Origin of the sequence: Limnohabitans sp. (genome assembly GCF_031539105.1) — a bacterium.
Taxonomy (GTDB): Bacteria; Pseudomonadota; Gammaproteobacteria; order Burkholderiales; family Burkholderiaceae_C; genus Limnohabitans.
Window position 1 is genome coordinate 74,423 of the sequence record NZ_JAVKLM010000036.1, and the last position, 18,719, is coordinate 93,141.

Genomic DNA, 18,719 nt, shown 5'->3' on the forward strand with positions numbered 1-18,719 from the left:
TTGCAAACAAAAAGGGCTGCGAGATAACTCGCAGCCCTTTTAGATTGAAGTGACCTGAATTACTTCAACAAGCTCAACACAGACTGTGCTGATTGGTTGGCTTGGGCCAACATGGCGGTTGCAGCTTGTGCCACGATTTGTGAACGAGCCATCGCAGTGGTTTCTGTCGCGTAGTCTGTATCCAAAATACGGCTGCGTGAAGCAGACATGTTTTGAGTCGACTCGGTCAAGTTGCTGACCACAGCATCCAAACGGTTTTGGTATGCACCGGCTTTGGCTTGGTTTTCACCCACAGTTTGGATCGCTGCATCAATTGCTTGGATAGCAGTCGTTGCACCCGACATTGTAGAAACGTTGACTTCTGCAATCTTCACACCGCTGTCTGCACCACCGAAAGTACCTTCGGCAAAGCCCAAAGCTTTAAAGTTAGCCGTATCACCCTCAGAGCCACTATTCAAAGTGAAGGCCTTATCAGAGGACAAAGTGACACCAGCGTAGAAGGTTTTCGAAACAGTGGTCGCAGCAAGCGAAACGCCTGTCAAACCGAGGGCGCCGGCACCACCTGCACCTGTGAACGCAATGGATATGTTACGACCATCGGCAGCAGCCAACTTCACACCGTCACCGTAGGCGGAAGCGATGACACCTGTTTCACCACTGTGAGCGTTCAAAGTAGACAACACATCTTCACGTGTTGAGTTAGCACCAAGAGTTGTCGTCATAGACACACCGTTTAGTGTGACGTTAGTGATAACACCGGCTGTGAAACCAGTACCAGCAAGAACGTTTTCGTTAGCTTTGGCTGTCACGCCTGTCAAGTCGGTGGACTTGTTAATGGCAGCAGCAATTGCGATGGCACTTGCGGCCTTGGTTGATGCCGTAGCTACAAATGATGCATCATCATCAGCACCAACAGCAGCAGCAATTCCTACTCCGTTAATGGTCAACGTAGTGCCGTTCAAAACACCTGCATCAGCACTGCTAGGTGCAGCAGCAGAGACACCTGCGCGAGGTGAAGTAGCAAGTTGTGCTTTGTTTGCTTCGTAGGTACCAAAAGTCAAGCCTGAGAGTGCTTGTGATGTTTGAACCGTAGCTACGCTACTGCTGACGTTGATGGCCGAACCGTCCTTGGTGCTCAACTCATAAGAGCCCACGTAAGTGCCCGCAGCCGCCAAGCCCATCAAGGCTAAAGTTGCAGCATCACCAGTACCAGCAGCCAATTCGATATTGCGACCATCTTTGGCAACCAAACTGATACCTTGGTTATCGTCGTGCGTATTCACAGCTGTCACGCCAGTACGAGCGGAGATGTCATTGATAGCAGCAACTACTGATGTGCGGTCAATCTCTTTGTTGCCGGTCATGTACACAGCGTCAGTGTCCAAGCCGTTGATCTTCACAACGCCCTTAGCAGCTGCAACGCCAGCACCTGTGTTAGAACCTGCCACAGATGTAGCAGCGACTTTGGCATAAACACCGCTTCGATCTGAAACCAAGTTGATAGCTGCTGCCTTTGCGATAGAACTTGCAGCCTTGCTTGCAGAAGATACCGTATCACTACCAGACAAAGATGCACCGACAGCAACACCATTCAACACCAAAGAACCGTCAGTTAAGGCAGCGTTGACAGTTGCCAAACCACCAACAGAAGCCAATGCTGCACGTGAACCTAAACCAATATCTTTGGTTTTCACGGAACCAAAACCAATGGTCATGGTGTCGCCAGCATTCACGCCTGTTTGCAAAACAATCTTGCCAGCAGAACCATCCAACAAGTTGATGTTGTTGTGGTTAGTTTTCTTTGCCACATCATCAATTTGTGCTTTGAGCTGAGTCACTTCTTGTTGGATGCTGCCACGGTCTGTATCAGACATCGCACCGTTGGCTGCTTGCACAGACAGTTCACGCATGCGTTGCAACATGCTGGTCACTTGGCCCATCGCGCCGTCGGCGGTTTGAGTCATTGAGATACCGTCGTTGCTGTTGCGGATGGCAACGGCATAACCACGGATTTGAGAAGTCATACGGTTGGTAATGGCCAAGCCTGCTGCATCGTCGGCGGCGGTGTTGATGCGCAAACCGGTGGACAGGCGTTCCATCGAAGTTTCGAGGGACTTGTTCACATTGCTCAGCGAGCCTTGTGCTGCAAGAGCTTTAACGTTGGTGTTGATCACTGACATGATGTTTCTCCTAAAAAGTCATCACTGAGGGTTAATGTGTCAGGGAGCACGAATTTGCTCCCCTCCATGGCTGATGATTCGTCAGCCCCCAAATAAACTTGAGAGCCAAGCGAAAAATTATTTAACTAAGTTCGTTATGCAAGATGCCTTTGAAGGCTTCAATGCTGTGCGCCATACGCACCACTGTCTCGTTGGGTATTTGGCGCACCACTTCGCCTGTGTCTGCATTTTTCACAAGCACAACCAAGCCGCCCACTTTTTCATCCATATGAAAGTTCAAGTTGCGACCGCCATCACGCAATGACTCATTGAGCTTTTCAATCGATGCTTTGAGGTCGGTGCGCATCTTTTCAATGTCTACTTTGATTTCGACTGGTTTTGGCGCCTGCACTTTGGGCTTGGATGCTTCAGTCGTCGCATGCACATCCACAGCAGGGGCTACTGTGTTAGCCAATTCAGGAGCGGGCGCAGGCACAGCTGCGCGCCCCTGAGGTGCAAGAGGTGCATAGTTTTGGCGGTTAGCGCCTTGAATTTCTGAAAGCATAAAACCTTCCTTTCGGCCTTGCCGTGAATGGCAAGGTATGTCGTATTGCTGTATATCGACACAAAGGCGGCAAACTTTAGCCGCTTTGCAAAAAATACTTGGCAAAGCGGCTAAACAAGCAGAAAAAGAACTAGGAAGTATTAGCCGTTCTTACCGGTCAAGCTGGCCATCATGCCGTCAAAGGTGGACTTGAGGCTGGTCTTCTGGCTATTGACATTACCCACCAAGCTGTCCATCGCAGCAAATTGTTTTTGGTAGCGCTTAAGCACCAAGTCCATGCGCGTTTGAAGCTTGGTTAAGTCGCCTTGGTATTTGGTGTTTTGGGTGGTGGCTGACGTGCTTTGCGATGTCAAGATGCCGGTAGCACCCAGCATGTTAGTTAACTTTCGCACGGCATCACCTGCAATACCGCCTGGTGCAGGGCTGTAGATGGTGAGGCCGTTTTGGTTGCCCGTGAAGGTTTTCACCACATCCGAATAATTGCTGGTCAAAGCCGTGTCGAGCTTGGCGGTGTCGACAGACATCACGCCCGCCTCATCCACCTTGATACCCATTTGCCACATGGCACTCACAGTGCTGCCAGGTGTAGACGATGGGCCCATGACCATGCTGCGAAGCTGCCCCTTGATCGAGCGCACAGTTGAGTCGCCCACCAAAGTGGCGCCATAAGTGGCCAAGGTTGATTTAGGGTCAGACACCTCTTTGAAGATGGTGTTGGCGTCGTTGTACGCCGTGACAAACGCATTGATTTTGTCTTTGATGGCCGTGGTGTCACGGGTTAAGTCAAGACTGGCTGCTGTGGTGGTGGTGGACTTGAGGTTGAGCGTCACACCAGGAATCACATCGGTCAAGGTGTTGCTGTTGCGTGTGAAGCCGATGCCATCTACCGTGACCTTGGCGTCTGTGGCTGTTTGGTTCACAGGGTTATTCGACGCGAATTTCAAAGCAGGTTGGACCATGGACTCAACACCAGCACCAGCACCATAGTCCACGCCCAGCGAAAAATCTGACGGCGCACCCGTTGGCCCAGTTACGAAAATTTTGTATGGATACGTAGAGCCTGCAGGATTGGCAACCAACGAGGCAGTCACGCCTGCGTTCGCTGCATTGATGGCATCCACCATGTTTTGAGGTGTGTCGTTGCCATCGGCCAAGACGATGTCGGGCTTGGTAACGCCCGCAACGGTCAATTTGAACGTCATGCCCAAGCCGCCATTCACCGACGCAGTGGGCGTAGGCACGCCACCCGCACTGAACTTAGGCGTCAGGCTAAATGCACCTGCGCTGCCTTGTGTGCCTGTGAGCACAATTTGAAAGGGGTTGGCAGAACCATCGCCCGAGTCAACCAGCTGCGCAGTCACGCCTTTGTTGGCCGCGTTGATGAAGTCCACCACGTCTTTGGGGGTATCTTGGCCATCAGCCAGCTTGATGTCAGTGGTGGTGCCACCAACGGTCAACGCAAAAGTCATGGCCTTACCGCCATTCAACGATGCTGTTGGCGAAGGCACGCCGTCGCTCACCGTACGTTGCGACTTGGCGAGCTGCGTGACTTTCACATCATGGCTACCAGCCATGGCTGTTGCACCCGGGGTAACGGTGAAAGCACTTGGGTTGCTGTTACTCGCTGCCAGTGAGGTAAAGCTATTTTGATCTTTCAGGTCTGTCAACGCCGTTTTGACGTTTGACAGCACAAATGACATGGCCGCATAGCCAGAAATACGCGACTCATTTTTTGTAATTTTGGTGTTGATCGCGTTTTCTTGCGGCACGCGCTCCGCATCGACCAAGTTTTGGGCCAACGACGCCACGTCCACACCAGAGCCTGCACTCAGTGATGTGATCAGCTTTTGCGCGGCAGCCTTATTGGCCGCAGCAGTTTGAGCCGCAGTCGGCGTCGAACTTGCTAAAGCAGATGAGGTTGACGAACTTAATGCGGTGGTGGCCATGGCTATATTTTTCTAAGTATTGACTTGATCGGATGCAGCTTGAAAAACTTGAACCATCAATTCATATATTTGAACAAGCTCAACTGAGAAATCTTGGCAAAGCTGCTTTGCGCAGCTTCCAAAGCCAATTGGTCTTTGTTCATTTTGGTGATGGCCGAGGTGTAGTCCAAATCTTCCACATCGGAGCGTGTGGTTTTGAGTTGCAACACCACTTGGTCAAGCACGGTGTTTTGCATGTCGACAATTGCCAAGTCAGAGCCCACTTGACCCAAGCCTTGGCTGATGCCGTTTTGCAAGGTGTCTACCTCGCCAATGCCACGTTGAATATTGTTGTGGTCGCCTGCTTTCACAGCTGTGACCAAATCATCCAAAGACTGGAAAAAATCAACGCCCACTTTGTTGCCTTTGCCATCGTCACGCACCACGCGGGTGAAGGCATCGGAGCCCGGCATGTTGAGGTTCATGCGGCGGCTGTCGCCCACGTTGACTTTCATGCGCGCTTGGTCACCTTGGTAAAGCACGCGACCTGAAGCATCTTTGCTGAAGGCAGGCACACCGGTGCGGCTGCCCGAAAACAAATAGTTGCCATTGGTGTCTTGGCTGTTTGCCAAGCTCAACACTTGGTCTTTCAAATTGCTCAGCTCCAAGGCCACGCTTTGTCGGTCTTGGGGGCTCAAGGTGTCGTTGGCAGCTTGAACGGCAAGCTCTTTGATGCGATACATCACATCGCTGGTGTTTTTGAGTGAGGTTTCTTCAGCGGTCAATCGGATGTTGACGGCCTTCAAGGTGTCTTGGTAGCCGGTTTGACGGCTCAGCTCAGACTCTAGGCGCGTCACCAAAGCGGCCTTGTCAGGCGCATCGCTGGGTTTGACAATTTGCTTGCCGACCGAGAGCTGCTCTTGCGTTTTAGACAGCTCACCTTGCACGTTAGAAAGCTGCGTGGTGGCGTTGCTGAAATAGAGGCTGGTTGAAATTTTCATAATGAGTTACCTCGTTCACCGAATTTGCACGATGGTGTCAAACAACTGACCCGATGTTTGCAGCACCTTGGCACAGGCTTGGTAGGCTTGTTGATAGCGAATCAACGAAGCAGCTTCTTCGTCTAGGTTCACGCCCGACACTTTGTCGCGCGCAGCAATGGCTTGGTCGTTCACCACGGTCAACGCTTGTTGCGTGATGGTGGCTTGCTGGGCCAAATTACCCACGCTGTTGATTTGATCGATGTAGGTGTTGGCAATGGTTTTGCCATTGGTGACTGGCTTTTTATTCAGGTCCACCATGTCCAGCATGTTGACGTTGTTGCCCAAGCCGTCGTAGTTGCCGTCAATCTTGTAGCTGTCGCCCACAGAGGGCGCATGGCTGAGTTTGATTTGCAAGCCTTCAAAATCAATCACAGGCTCGAGCACGCTGGGGTCGTACTGACGGTCAGCCAGCTCGGTGCCTGTTTTGGTGTCGATGATGCTGTAGCGGTCAGCCGCCGTGAACTTGACGCTCAGCGACTGGCTGCGCAAGCTATCGCGCACATTGCTAGGTTGACCATCAAAGCCCACCGCCACATTGGCGGAGCCTTTGCCGGTGACAAACAACAGCAAGTCATCGGGACAGCCGTTTTGTATGTAGGCGCCGGTGCGCAAACCAATTTTTGTCAAATCAGAGGGGTCACCTGCCGAGCCAAAAGACATGCGAATGTCTGGGTTGAAGTCTGGGTTCAGTTGCATACGCTTGAGGCGTGCAGTGACGTCAAAGTCTGCAGGCTCCAAGCCCAAAGCGTTGGCCACATATTGGCCTGTGGCATCTTTGCCAGGCCCGATTGAAATGGGGCCTGTGCCTTTTTCATCGGTGGTGCTGAGTTGCAAATCGCCGTTGATGTCCAAAGCAGCCACCACACCTGTGGCATCGCTGTTGGCGGTGATGCGGTCGACCAAATCAGACAGCTTCTTGAGCGTGCCTTGCGGCACCAGGGCATCGCCGCTGGACTTGACAGTGAAACGGTTGGCAATGTCAGCGTCTGAGAGGTCTGCGCTCAAAGGCGAAATGACCAAACGCGCGCCATTGATGGAAGCTTTGAATCCCGCAGCAAAATCAGTGTTGGCATTTAATGCTGTTGCTAAAGCTTGAGGAGTTGTAGCCGATACAGATTGCAGCGGAGATCCGAAATCAACCGCGTAGTTTTGAGAATTAGAGGCAGGTAAGTCGTAAGCGCTTTGGTTCAGGTTGACGCCATTGATTTGCAGCGGCTTCTTCAAGTCCACATCGGTGGCGGGCACCAGCATGTCGCGCAACACTTGCACCATGCGCACTTGGCCACCATACGAAGTGGGCTGAATATCCAAGGCATTGCCATCGGTGGTGGCGTTGATGGTGATGGGGCTGCCCAACGGATCGGAGATGACCAACTCACCGTTGGCCTCAATGCTGGCCGTGACGCCCGCACTGGATGCGTTGATGCGATCGACCAACTCATTGGGAGTTTTGAAACCCGTGATGGACTGGCCGTTGATCTTCAACGATTTAGACAAATTCAACTGAGCCACGGGCACACGCAGTTCAGCAAACACTTCGGCGCGCACATGGGTTTGCGACAGGTTGCTGTTGGTGATCGTGACCTTGCCACCCGTGGCCAATGAGGTGCTGTCGGCAGGGTTCAAAGAAAAATCTTTGAAAGCGCGGCCGCGCGCATCCGCTACTTTGAGGTTGGTACCGTCCACCACCACAGAGATGGCAGCGCTTTTGTCTTGGGTACGGAAGGCTTGCTGCAAGTTGCTGGCCAACGTGACCAAGCTTGTTGAGGTGTGCACATCCAAATTGAATTTCACGCCGCCTACGGTGGCTTGAAACTGTGAAAAACCGGGGTTGGCGCCTGCGCCAAATTGTGGGTTAACCACCATGGCCTCTGAGGTGCCGTTGACCCAGTTGGCCACTTGGACTGCAGCTGAACCGACACTGATGTCACCCACAGACGCACCCGTGAGGGTTGAGGTGGGCTTCAAGGAAACACCACTGATGTCGCGCCCTTTGGAGTCGGTGATGCGCAGGTCTGCGCCGTTGTTGATGGCCACAGCAAACAAGCCGCGCGACTGCAAGCTGGTGTTGAGCGAGGTGGCGAGATCTGTCAAATTCGTCGTCGCTGTGGTGGGCACTGTGGCATTGACCACCTGCCCTGCCACCAAGGCTTGGAATGTGAAGGGGGTGGGTGTCGTGCCCACTTTGACATCGGCAATGGTGATGGCAGAGGTGGCTGCACCTTCGAACTGAGGCAGCGACACACCGTTGAGGGTGAGTGCGTTGGCAGCGATGTTGAAATCTGCCGAAGAGATACGCGCCGTGGCCATAGAAGCTGGCATTGGAATGGAAGCACCAGCCGCGCCATATGTGTCAAAGTTTTGGCCATACAACACCGTGGCTTTGGCACCATAAAACATGTCAATGCCGCGGTAGGCCTTGGCGCCTGATTGGTTCAAATACGCATCGCTGTAATTGGCATTGGGCGCAAAGCCGTTGGCAGGTGTGAAGAGCTGAAACTTTTCAGTTTCAGTCAGGGCGTGACCTAACAATTGGCGACCATCTTTGGTCATGACCTGCAGCTGTTGACCTGGCTCGGCTTGGTCTAAGTAAAAAGTGGCTTTGACACCGGCTGACAAAGAAGTCACCGGTGTGTAGACATGCGCGCCGTCTACCTTGAAGGTGACAGCAGCGCTGGAGTTGGGGTTGTTCACCAGTTGGCTGTTACTCAGCGCCGTGGTGGGTGTTTGACCTGTGAATTTGACACTGGCGCGGGTGGTGGTGACGTTGGTGTTGCCTTCGCTCACACGGAACTGTGCCGCAGTAGCCACGCGCATGCCGTCGTTCAAGGCAAGGCGAATGCCTTCCGCGTCGCTGGTGGCTGCGGGGTCAAACGCAAACAAGTCTTGGCCCATTTGGCCGTAACCGTCGATGCCGTTTTTCTGGATCGCATTGGCTTCCGTCGCAAAGGTGTGCGCCAAGGCACTGAGGTTTTTTTGCGAGGGTTCTAATACTTGGCTGATGAAGCTTTGATAACCACCAATTTGGCCGCCACTGACGCTAGAGAGCGATTCAGTGTTGCCATAGGGATCAAGCACCAGCTCCACTTTGTCTTTGATCGCACTGTTGATACCAATAGGACGCGATTTATTGCCATCAACCACCAAGCCTTGGGTCATGGTGGTGCCAAGACTGACGCTGACAGAGCCGTTGCTGGTGAAGGTGACTTTGGTGCGCACCAAGTCAGACAGTTGGCGCAGGGTCAAATCACGACGGTCCAACAACTCAGCGGGCTGCCCCTCAAGGGTGGGCGACTTGGTCATGTTTTGGTTGATCAAGGCGAGCTGGCTGGTCAAGGTGTTGACTTGCGCGGCTGCGCTTTCTAAGCCCTGACGGGTTTCTGTCGAGATCAAATTCATCTGCGATGACAGCTCACCAAAGCGTGACGCCACGCCATCGGCGCTGGTCATGAAACTGGTGCGTAAAACGCTAGAAGCGGGGTCGGCCGACAAAGAACCAGCGGCTGCAAAGAAGGTGTCCAACGCAGAACTCAAGCCCACGCTTTTATCGCCCATCACATCCATCACGCGTTTGGCGTAATCGACCATCGGTTTTTGGCTGGACAAATCGCTGGTGCTGTTGCGCAGGTTGGACTCGGCAAACGCATCAAACTGACGCTTGATGGTTTGCAACATGACGCCGGTACCGACGTACATATTGGCCAATTTTTTAGGCGCAGAGTCTGCCAAGACCACGTCTTGACGCGAGTAACCCTCGGTATTGACGTTGGCGATGTTGTTACTGACGGTGGTCAGTGCACGCTGATAAGCGCCAATTGCACCACTGCTGATGCCAAGCATGTCACTCATTTAACACCCCCAGAGAAAGGCATCTTGAACTCTTGCAAGCTCTTGATGCGTGCGGGTTTGTCCATGAAGATGCCTTTGGCCAAATCGGCAGCAGTTGGCAAAGCCACGGGCTCTTGCTTGGGGTTCAATGGCATGCCCTTGCCGCGTGCCTTAAGCAACGCCTCGGTGCTGGGCTGCGGGGTGCCTTGTTGATTGACAGCGCGTTCCATGAAAGCGCCTACGCCCATGGAGCCGCGCTTGGACATTTGCAAAGACACTTCTTTGTCAAACATGCCTTCAAATGTTTCCATGGCTTGCGAATGGTTGTCTTCATCCTTCATGGGCGCATTGGCCTCACGCATGGACTTCATCATCATTTGGATGAACAGACCTTCAAACTGTTGCGCTGATTCTTTCAGTGCTTTGTCTTGGTTTTGTTGAGCCTTGCCGCGCAACTCGCCAAGGCCGGCAAAGTCCATGTAGGACCCGGAGCTTGATGTATTGACTGAGTTGCTCATGAGACGTCTCGCTTAGATGATGACCAGCTCGGCGCGCAAGCTGCCAGAACTTTTGAGGGCTTCAAGAATGGCAATCAAAGCAGACGGCGTCGCGCCCACTTGGTTGACCGCATCCACAATTTGACGCAGCTCGACACCGGGCTGGAACAAGAACATGGGCTTGTTGGGCTCGGCCACTTTGATGTCAGCGTTTTGCACTTCGGTGGTTTGGCCACCGGCAAAGGCATTGGGTTGCGACACCTCGTTGGTGGCTGTGATGGCCACCGAGATGGTGCCGTGCGACACCGCTGCAGCGGTGACACGCACCGAGCGGTTAATGACCACGGTGCCCGTGCGTGAGTTGATGACCACGCGTGCGGGTGGCTCGCCCGGTGTGACCTCTAGGGCCTCGACCATGCTCATGAATGCCACGCGTTGGTTCAAGTTTTGGGGGGCTCGTACCGATACCGATACACCATCAATGGCTTGTGCCACGTCGCCGCCAAATTTTTTATTGATCGCGTTGACGATGGCCGTGGTGGTGGAGAAATCGCTTTCGCGGATGTTGTAAATCACGTTCTCGGCCGACTCAAACGGCGTGTCCACAATGCGCTCCACAATCGCGCCGCCAGGAATGCGGGCCGAGGTGGGCACACCAATCGACACTTTAGAACCTGCTGCATTGGCGTCAATGCCCGTGGCTGTCAAAGCACCTTGTGCAAGTGCGTAAATTTCGCCGTCCACGCCGCGCATGGCCGTCATGATGAGGCTGCCGCCGCGCAGGTTAGACGCCTTGCCAATGGCAGACACGTTGATGTCAATGCGCTGACCAGGCTTGGCAAAGCCAGGCAAGTCAGCGGTCACCAGCACAGCTGCTGTGTTTTTGATGTCCACACGCGCTGCGGTGGCAGCAGTTTCAAAGTCGGTCAAGGGGCCGTCAATGCGCACACCCATTTGCGACAACATGGCTTTCATGCTTTGCGTGGTGAACGGCACCGAGGCATCGTCACCCGTGCCTTGCAAGCCAACCACCAAACCGTAACCAATCAATTGGTTAGGACGTTGGGCAGCGAGCGTGGCCAAGTCTTTGACACGGTCAGCTTGCGCTGCGCCCGCAGCCAACACGCATAGGCTGGCTAAGCAGACGCGGACAAAGAGGGAGAAGTTTTTCATATTAGAAAGGCCAGTATTTGTGCATCAAGCTGGTACCCCAGCCTGCTTTGGTGGCGTTGGCCAAATCACCCGAACCGCGGTAAGCGATTTGTGCATTGGCCAAGCGGCGCGATTGCACGGTGCTGTTGGGGCCCACGTCTTCGGGGCGGATGACGCCAGAGACTTGAATGACTTCGGTGCCTTCAGACAGGCCCAGCTTTTTCTCGCCGCGAACCATCAAGTTGCCGTTGGCCAAAATTTCCACGACGGTCACAGCCACTGAGCCAGACAAGGAGGCTTGCTGGTCTGCTTTGCCGGCGCCTTTGGAGCTGTTGTTGTTGTTGTTGATGTCCACACCGTTGAAGAACGGGTTCATGCTGCCGATCTTGGTGTTGAAGCCAGAGGGCAATGAGTTTTTAGACTCGCGGCTCACATCGGTGTTTTGTGTGCGAGCAGCTTGGGTTGATTCGTTCAGCAGCACCGTGATGATGTCGCCCACCTGGTAATTGCGGCCACGACCAAACCAGGCATCGCTTTGCCGGTTGCTGTAGATGCCGCCGGTGGCAACTTTTTGCCGGTCAGCGGCAAGCGGATACACCGGCTGAAAGTCTGGCGAGGGTCGCAGGACCATGTCGACAGGTTCGGCGGCGCAGCCTTGCAGCAAATAAACGATGGCGAACAGAGCGAGAAAACGAAGGGCAATCATGGTGAACCTCGATCAAATGTTCTGATTCAAGAACTTCAACATGCCGTCCACCGCAGAGATGGCCTTGGAGTTGATTTCGTAAGCGCGCTGGGTTTCGATCATGTTGACCATCTCCTCCACCACGTTCACGTTGGAGGCTTCGAGCGAGCCTTGCTTCAAGGCACCTGCGCCGTTGAGGCCGGGGGTGAGAATTTGCGCCACACCACTGGCTTGTGAAGCTTCGTACAAGTTTTGACCCATGGGCTTCAAGCCGCTTGGGTTGACGAAGCGTGCCAATTGAATTTGGCCAATGTTTTGTGAGCCGCCACCTGCATCCAACTCGGCCGACACGGTGCCGTCTTGACCAAAGGTCACAGCGGCGGTGTTGGCGGGAATGGTGATGGCAGGGATCAGCGGAAAGCCAGACGCGTTCACGACTTGGCCGGTGTTGCTGATTTTGAAATTGCCGTCGCGTGTGTAGGCGGTGGTGCCGTCTGGCATTTGAATTTGAAACATGCCGTTGCCCATGACCGCCAAGTCAAGCGGCGACTGGGTGTTGATCAAGTTGCCCTGCAAGTGCAGTTTTTCGGTGGCATTGATCTTCACACCCGTACCCAGCATCAAGCCGGTGGGGGACAAGGTGTTGTTGGTGGTTTGACCACCGGGTTGTTTGACGTTTTGATAGAGCAAGTCTTCAAAAACGGCACGGTCGCGTTTGAAGCCGGTCGTATTCACGTTCGCCAAGTTGTTTGAGATGACGTTCATGCGCGTCTGCTGCGCGTCAAGACCCGTTTTGGCTACCCATAATGATGCGTCCATGGCTTATCGCCCCCTTTAATCTGTCAAATTCAGGACACCTTCATCATGGAGGCGCCCGACTCATCGTTGGATTTGCTTTCTTTGATCATTCGAATCTGATGCTCAAACGAGCGACTCTGTTCAATCAGCTTCACCATCGATGCCATTGGATTGACACTGCTGCCCTCGAGGGCCTTCGGTGTCAAAGAAACTGGCTCAGGACCAGTTGCAAAGTCCGTGCCAAGTGGTTTTTCGTCAACGCGAAAGAGACCGTCTTCGCGTTTGATGAGGTTCGTGGTACTGGCATCGCGCAACATGATTTCGCCCACCAGCTGCTCTTGCGGCACGCCTTGCTGCGTGGGGTCTGCAGCGTAGATCTGACCTGTGTTGGTGATGTTGATGGTGGAGCCCACTGGGATGGTGATGGGGCCACCGCCTTGGCTTTCGACGATGTGGCCAGAACCGGTTTCCAACACACCGTTGGGGTTGACGCGCAGGTCACCCCGGCGCGTGAATGCCAGTTTTCCGTCATTGCCGGTCACGCCCATGACGGTTTTGTGGTTCATAGACACGTCTAGGTCGCGGCCTGTGACCATCAAGGGACCCGCATCCAAGCGCACGCGGTCTGTGGTGTACAGACGGGGTTGCAAGCGCGAATCAAAGCCCTCACCCACCGCTTGGTGCGGTTGGATGGTGGCTTCGAAGGTTTGCTTGAAACCGACGGTGGTGACGTTGGCGATGTCGTTGGACAACTGTTGCCGTATCAAACGGTCTTCGTTGATCGCGGCCATCGCGTTGAAAGATAAGCGGTCCATATCAGGCTCTTAATGCAACGGGTTAGTTACGAATCTGAATGATGGTGTTGGTCATCGAGGTGCTGGTTTCCATGGCCTTGGCGTTGGCCTGGAAGTTACGCTGCTCGGTGATCAAGTCCACCAGTTCTTGGGTCAAGTCCACGTTGGCGCGCTCGGTCGCGCCAGAGCGCACCGTGCCGAAACCAGCAGAACCGGCTTCACCGTATTTCGGTGTGCCTGAATCAGACGTTTTGTAGTAGTTGGTGTCACCAATCTGGCGCAAACCAGAAGAGTTGGAGAAGTTCACCAACACCACTTTGGCCAACGACTTTTGTGCGCCGTTGGAATAACTGGCTTGAACCAAACCGTCATCCTTGATCGCCAAACCCACCAAGTCACCTTCAGGTGCGCCGTCTTGCGACTGCGACAGCACCGAGAACGGTGACGCAAACTGCGTTGACTTGGAGTAGTTGATGTTGATGGTCAAAGCGCCCTTACCGTTTGGCAAGTACACCGTGTCTAACTGTGCGCCTTGCTTGGGGGAAACCAAGTTACCTGCCGTGTCAAAGGTCAGCTCGCCTTTGTCAAAGTAGACCGGTGACCAAGAAGGCAAGGTGTCAAAGCCGGTGGCACTGGAGGTTTCTGCGCCGAAGCCGTCGATGTAAACCGTGGCACCTTTTTCATCAGTAAAGGCCTTGGGCTTGATCCATGTGGTGGTGGTGCCAAACTTGGCGTCCAAGCCATCTAAGCCCCATTTGGCATCGCCAGTGACCTTGATGTAAGAGTCTGTGGAGGCGGTGCCTGTGGTGAATTCCAACGCATTGGTTGCGGCGTTGTAACTGACCTTCACGCCGTTCACGGACTGAGGCGTCAGACCGTTTTTGTCATCACTTTGCAAGTTGTTAATGCCGTTTTGCAAAGCCTCCATGAAGGTGCCTAGGGTGTAGGTATCTTTGGGCGGGACAGTGACGGTGCCTGTGATGCCGTTCACAGAAACAACGAATTGGTTGTTGGTGGCATCCACAGAGAAGTTGTTGTCCACGTTGATGGCCAATGCATTTCCCGTCAAAACAGCGGGCTTAGAGGCAATGCCTCGCAAGGCATCCACGGTTGACGCTGCCACGGTATAGCTGGCAGGGTCGCCAGTCATGCCCAGGCCCTTCACACCTTGTGTGGCCAAACTGCCAGGGCGAATGTTAGAAATGGCAATGCTCGATGTGTCGCCAGTCGAACCTGACTTGAACACGAAAGACTGTTTCACAGCATCGTATTCAACCTTCATGCCATAACGCTGGTCATTCAACGCACGGAAAGGTGAGGTGGAAACTGAAGGTGACATCGCAAGGCCAACAGACTCATCGTTCACACCTTGCACCAAGGGGTCGGTCAAACCGATGGCTGATTGGTCGCTGGTGACTGAAACCTTGTTACTGCCTGTTGGCGTGAAGACCAGTTTTTGTGCCTGCGTGTCATAAGAAACCGTGATCTTGCCTTTGTAGGTGGCATCGTCATTGACTTGCTTTTGAACTTCGCGCACCAAATCTTCAGGCTTTAAATCACCCTTGGTCGATAAATCAATGTGCAATTTATCTAAGGTGGACTTATTCGAAGCCAAGGTCAACTGCAAGGAGAAGGTGGGTGTTCCCACCGTGGAGAAGTTGAATGGCTTTTCATCGCCGTAAGCACGCTGAATTTCGTTGGTCAATTCAGCTGCAATTTGCGTTCCTGACAATTTTTGATTGGCAGCGGGCACGTTCTTCATCGACTCAATCAATCGATCCAAACCGACCGTCACGCCATCGACTGAGCTATCAATATTGACGGTAAACAGGTTTTTCAAATCATCAATGCTGTGCTTGCCTGCGAAGCTCACTGGAGCGCCGTTGGCTTGGTTAAACACTGTTGTATTGGGTGCAGTTCCAAGGGTCAGGTTTGAAGATGCGTTCGTTGTGATCAACGCAGTACCTGTCGCTGGATTGGCAATTAAGTTAAAGCCTGCGGGGGTGCCAGTGGTGTTGTAGATCTGCAAATCACTGGTGATCGTTGTGGGTGAGGACACCGTTGGATCTTTGGCCGTGATGACCATGCTTGTGCCATTGACTTGTGCCGAGTAGTTGGCGGCAAATGACTCATTCGCGTTCAACTTGGTGACAAACGCGCTCAATGATGCGTCGGTTGTATCGCCGGCCACAGTGATGTCGGTGGGCTGCGCATGGAATGTGGCTTTGAAAGGCCCAGACCCCATGGCGTAACTTGCCACACTGCGTGGGTACGATGTGTCGTTTTTGACGGCGCTCAAGCCTGTGCCTGAGACAACGGCCGTTCCAGTCGCGTCGTAACTGATGCTTGCTGTACCTTGCTTGAGAAGAATTTCTTTCTCAATCGTGTCTGCACTCACGTTGGGATCAAGTGCAGTGATTTTGAGTGTTGGCTTTGGATACGAAGGCAGTCCACCAGAGGGGGCGCCAGTAGCTGTACTGCCACCTGTTTGCAAAGCAACCGCGCCAACTGCACGACCCGCAGCATCTGTCACTTTCAAAGCTAAAGCTGGCGTGGAAGTTAAGCTGGTGTCGACCACCGTCACTGACAAATCGGTGTTGCCGCGGTCTTCATTTCGCAAACGCGCTTGAAGGGTGGCTGCCAAGTCTGAGAGTGATGTAGATGTGGGCGCAATATTGTCAAACGAAATGGTTTTGCCGTTCAACGTCATCGAAAAACTTTTGAAGTCATTGACGCTTGCCGTTAATGGGGCGCTTGCAAACTTAACGTTGGAGATCACGGAGGATGTTGGGGCTTGAGCCACATACGAGGCAGCAAAACTTGGATTGCTGTTCAATGCAGTTGCGATATCTAATGCCGTTGGTGCTTTCACACCGTCTGGGTCAACACTGACTGTGACGCGTGCAGTCGAAGGGCCAAAAGTCATGGTGATGCCATCGTTGAGCGCAGGCGTATTCAAGTTGTAAGTGACGCCACTGCTACCTTGATTCATCAACAATTCGGTTTTGTTCATGTTGGTGTAGGTGCTGAAATCCACGCCATCATTGGAGCCAGTTCCCAAACTCGTCGCCAAACCAGCGGCCACGGTTGCAGGCTGAGAGGTACGAATGTCTGTCAAGGCATCCAAGGAAAACTTCACCGTTTTCTTTGAAAACGAGCTGTTCAATTCAGCAATTTCAGCAGGTGTTTTGAAGTCTGCTTTGGCTTTGAGTTCGCCGTATTTGTTGACGTACATCACGTCGCCCGTGTTGTTGGTGGCTTGCTGCAAGGAGGCGTTGACCAGCTTGTCGCCCACATACACATAGGTTTGCCATTTGTTGTTTGGCGTTTCTTGGCTGGCGTTTTGGGTCTTCACGTAGTAGACGGAAGCCAAGTAAGAGTTACCACCTGCGTCATACACGGTCAATGCAGTGCTCTTGTTGTAAGTGGTTGGGTCATTGCGGTTGAATGACTTGCTGATCACAGATGCATCTGCTGGGAAGTTCAAGCCCAATTGCACCTTGCTGGTTTGCGTGGCCATGCCGGTGGTTTTTTGCGGAATGGTCAACACGTTCATGTCATCCAAGTTCGCTTTGCCGGACGAGTCCACTGACGCCGCCATGAGTTTTTGACCTGCCGAGTTCACCACGTTGTATTGGTCGTTCATCATGAACACACCGTTACGCGTGAAGATGTCCTGGAATCCGTCTTGAGACTTCAAGGGGAAGAAACCGTCACCACTGATGGCCAAGTCGAGGGTGTTGGATGAGAACACCAAGTTACCTTGACCAAATTCTTGTGTCACCTTCTTCAAAGCAACACCTTGACCGATGGTGGCTGAAGCTTTTTGCAAAGGCGAGGTCGCAAAAATGTCGCCGAAGTCGGTACGGCTGCGTTTGAAACCGGTGGTCGACACGTTGGCAATGTTGTTGGACGTGACGCCCATTTGGGCGGTGGCGGCGTTCAAACCCGTGAGTGCGGTATAGAAGGACATGGTGCTTTAGCTCCTGAGAGAAATTCTTGTGTCTGAAATTAGTTGACGATGCGCTTGACGTCTGCCAAGTTGACGGTCTTGCCGCCTGCGACTTCGAGCAGCATGGTGCCGTCGGAGGTGCCTGCACTGCTGACGCCGGTGACGGTGGCATAGGTGTTGACGGTGGGCTTGCTCATGACGCCTTGGCTGTTGACGGTAGCCACATAGCGATAAGTGCCATTGACTGCGGGTTGACCGCCATCGGTCATGCCGTCCCATGCCAAAGTGACATCACCTGGCTTTTGAGCGCCCATGATTTGGGTGCGCACCAAGATGCCTTTGTCGTTGAACACTTGCAACTGAATGCCATCAGCGCCTGCGGGCACATTGATCGTGCCTTGCGACACTGTTGTATCCGTGACTTGAACTGGGCCGTCTGGCACGGCCACTTGTTTACCCATCAATGAAGCGGCGCCCAGCATGCGGTCATTGCTCATGCTAGAAACCAAGCTGTTCATGGAGGTTTTCATGGCGGTCGTCGCTTCGAGCTGCGAGAACTGAGCGAGCTGCGCCACGAAGGCTTCGTTTTTGACTGGATCAGTCGGATCTTGGTTTTTGAGCTGCGTGGTGAACAGTGTCAAAAACTCGGACTGACCCATGCTTGTGCTTTGCGGCGTAGCTGCTTTTTGCGCGTTGTACTGCGCAGTCGTCATGACGCCGTTGATGGAAGAGGATGTATCGATGGCCATTTATGTCTCCTGTTGAGCGCTATCAGCTCTTGGTAATTTCAAGGGTGCGCATCATCAGTTGACGTGCGGTGTTCACCACTTCGACGTTGTTTTGGTAAGAGCGAGAGGCAGCCATCATGTCGACCATCTCAGACATTTCATTCACGTTGGAGTGAAAGACGTAGCCTTCCTTGTCGGCCAAGGGGTTGCCTGGCTCCCAAGTTTTGCGAATGGGGGATGGGTCGTTGACGATGCGGTCAACCTTGACGCCACCGACAAACTGCGCGCCACCGTGTGTCATTTGTTCTTCCATCAAGGCTTTGAACAAAGGGCGACGGCCACGGTAGGCCTCTTCTTCTGAGCCCGCCACTGAGTTGGCGTTGGCCAAGTTAGAGGCGGTGGTGTTCATGCGAATGGCTTGCGCATTCAGCGCTGTGCCCGCAATTCCAAAAACGTTATCGAGTTGCATGGTCTATTACTCCCCGCGCATGGCTTTGCGAAGACCGCCGATGCGGTTTTCTAAAAATTGCAAGGTCGCTTGGTATTCGCTGGCTGCTTTACCGTACTGGGCTTGCTCGACGTTCATCTCAACG

13 protein-coding genes are annotated in these 18,719 nt (G+C 53.4%); all 13 read right to left on the reverse strand.

The genetic code is table 11. The annotated features are described in order from the left end of the window. Positions 1–59: 59 nt before the first annotated feature. Positions 60–2,180, reverse strand: a complete 2,121-nt coding sequence (locus tag RMR24_RS09885; protein WP_310614909.1) for a flagellin — start codon at positions 2,178–2,180, stop codon at positions 60–62. Positions 2,181–2,301: 121 nt separating this feature from the next. Then, entirely contained in the window at positions 2,302–2,724 is a 423-nt protein-coding gene (locus RMR24_RS09890) for a flagellar protein FlaG (RefSeq protein ID WP_310614910.1), read from the reverse strand. A 140-nt stretch (positions 2,725–2,864) separates the two neighbouring features. Further along, positions 2,865–4,670, reverse strand: a complete 1,806-nt coding sequence (gene fliD, locus RMR24_RS09895; protein ID WP_310614911.1) for a flagellar filament capping protein FliD — start codon at positions 4,668–4,670, stop codon at positions 2,865–2,867. A gap of 56 nt (positions 4,671–4,726) precedes the next feature. Further along, on the reverse strand, positions 4,727–5,650 hold the full coding sequence (gene flgL, locus RMR24_RS09900; RefSeq protein ID WP_310614912.1) for a flagellar hook-associated protein FlgL: 924 nt from the start codon (positions 5,648–5,650) through the stop codon (positions 4,727–4,729). A gap of 15 nt (positions 5,651–5,665) precedes the next feature. After that, on the reverse strand, positions 5,666–9,541 hold the full coding sequence (flgK, locus tag RMR24_RS09905; protein ID WP_310614913.1) for a flagellar hook-associated protein FlgK: 3,876 nt from the start codon (positions 9,539–9,541) through the stop codon (positions 5,666–5,668). Further along, a complete protein-coding gene (locus tag RMR24_RS09910) occupies positions 9,538–10,038 on the reverse strand; it encodes a rod-binding protein (protein ID WP_310614914.1) in 501 nt (166 codons plus the stop codon). The genes flgK and RMR24_RS09910 overlap by 4 nt, the downstream gene beginning before the upstream one ends. Positions 10,039–10,050: 12 nt before the next feature. Further along, positions 10,051–11,190, reverse strand: a complete 1,140-nt coding sequence (locus RMR24_RS09915; protein ID WP_310614915.1) for a flagellar basal body P-ring protein FlgI — start codon at positions 11,188–11,190, stop codon at positions 10,051–10,053. Position 11,191: 1 nt separating this feature from the next. After that, entirely contained in the window at positions 11,192–11,875 is a 684-nt protein-coding gene (locus RMR24_RS09920) for a flagellar basal body L-ring protein FlgH (protein WP_310614916.1), read from the reverse strand. 12 nt (positions 11,876–11,887) lie between these two features. Next, positions 11,888–12,673 carry a flagellar basal-body rod protein FlgG gene (gene flgG / locus RMR24_RS09925; protein WP_310614917.1) on the reverse strand — a complete coding sequence of 262 codons (786 nt, stop codon included), beginning with the start codon at positions 12,671–12,673 and terminating at the stop codon, positions 11,888–11,890. 29 nt (positions 12,674–12,702) lie between these two features. After that, a complete protein-coding gene (locus tag RMR24_RS09930) occupies positions 12,703–13,467 on the reverse strand; it encodes a flagellar basal body rod C-terminal domain-containing protein (protein ID WP_310614918.1) in 765 nt (254 codons plus the stop codon). A 22-nt stretch (positions 13,468–13,489) separates the two neighbouring features. Further along, entirely contained in the window at positions 13,490–17,419 is a 3,930-nt protein-coding gene (locus RMR24_RS09935; protein WP_310614919.1) for a flagellar hook-basal body complex protein, read from the reverse strand. A 38-nt stretch (positions 17,420–17,457) separates the two neighbouring features. Then, on the reverse strand, positions 17,458–18,147 hold the full coding sequence (locus RMR24_RS09940; protein ID WP_310614920.1) for a flagellar hook capping FlgD N-terminal domain-containing protein: 690 nt from the start codon (positions 18,145–18,147) through the stop codon (positions 17,458–17,460). Positions 18,148–18,169: 22 nt separating this feature from the next. Beyond that, positions 18,170–18,595 carry a flagellar basal body rod protein FlgC gene (gene flgC / locus RMR24_RS09945; RefSeq protein ID WP_310614921.1) on the reverse strand — a complete coding sequence of 142 codons (426 nt, stop codon included), beginning with the start codon at positions 18,593–18,595 and terminating at the stop codon, positions 18,170–18,172. Positions 18,596–18,719: the final 124 nt, after the last annotated feature.

Excerpts from the sequence above, each read along its gene's own strand:
- RMR24_RS09930 (WP_310614918.1), bottom strand. The coding sequence starts at position 13,467 with ATGGACCGCTTATCTTTCAACGCGATGGCCGCGATCAACGAAGACCGT.
- flgC (WP_310614921.1), bottom strand. The coding sequence starts at position 18,595 with ATGCAACTCGATAACGTTTTTGGAATTGCGGGCACAGCGCTGAATGCG.
- RMR24_RS09920 (WP_310614916.1), bottom strand. The coding sequence starts at position 11,875 with ATGATTGCCCTTCGTTTTCTCGCTCTGTTCGCCATCGTTTATTTGCTG.
- RMR24_RS09910 (WP_310614914.1), bottom strand. The coding sequence starts at position 10,038 with ATGAGCAACTCAGTCAATACATCAAGCTCCGGGTCCTACATGGACTTT.
- fliD (WP_310614911.1), bottom strand. The coding sequence starts at position 4,670 with ATGGCCACCACCGCATTAAGTTCGTCAACCTCATCTGCTTTAGCAAGT.
- RMR24_RS09885 (WP_310614909.1), bottom strand. The coding sequence starts at position 2,180 with ATGTCAGTGATCAACACCAACGTTAAAGCTCTTGCAGCACAAGGCTCG.
- RMR24_RS09915 (WP_310614915.1), bottom strand. The coding sequence starts at position 11,190 with ATGAAAAACTTCTCCCTCTTTGTCCGCGTCTGCTTAGCCAGCCTATGC.
- flgG (WP_310614917.1), bottom strand. The coding sequence starts at position 12,673 with ATGGACGCATCATTATGGGTAGCCAAAACGGGTCTTGACGCGCAGCAG.
- RMR24_RS09890 (WP_310614910.1), bottom strand. The coding sequence starts at position 2,724 with ATGCTTTCAGAAATTCAAGGCGCTAACCGCCAAAACTATGCACCTCTT.
- flgL (WP_310614912.1), bottom strand. The coding sequence starts at position 5,650 with ATGAAAATTTCAACCAGCCTCTATTTCAGCAACGCCACCACGCAGCTT.
- RMR24_RS09940 (WP_310614920.1), bottom strand. The coding sequence starts at position 18,147 with ATGGCCATCGATACATCCTCTTCCATCAACGGCGTCATGACGACTGCG.
- RMR24_RS09935 (WP_310614919.1), bottom strand. The coding sequence starts at position 17,419 with ATGTCCTTCTATACCGCACTCACGGGTTTGAACGCCGCCACCGCCCAA.
- flgK (WP_310614913.1), bottom strand. The coding sequence starts at position 9,541 with ATGAGTGACATGCTTGGCATCAGCAGTGGTGCAATTGGCGCTTATCAG.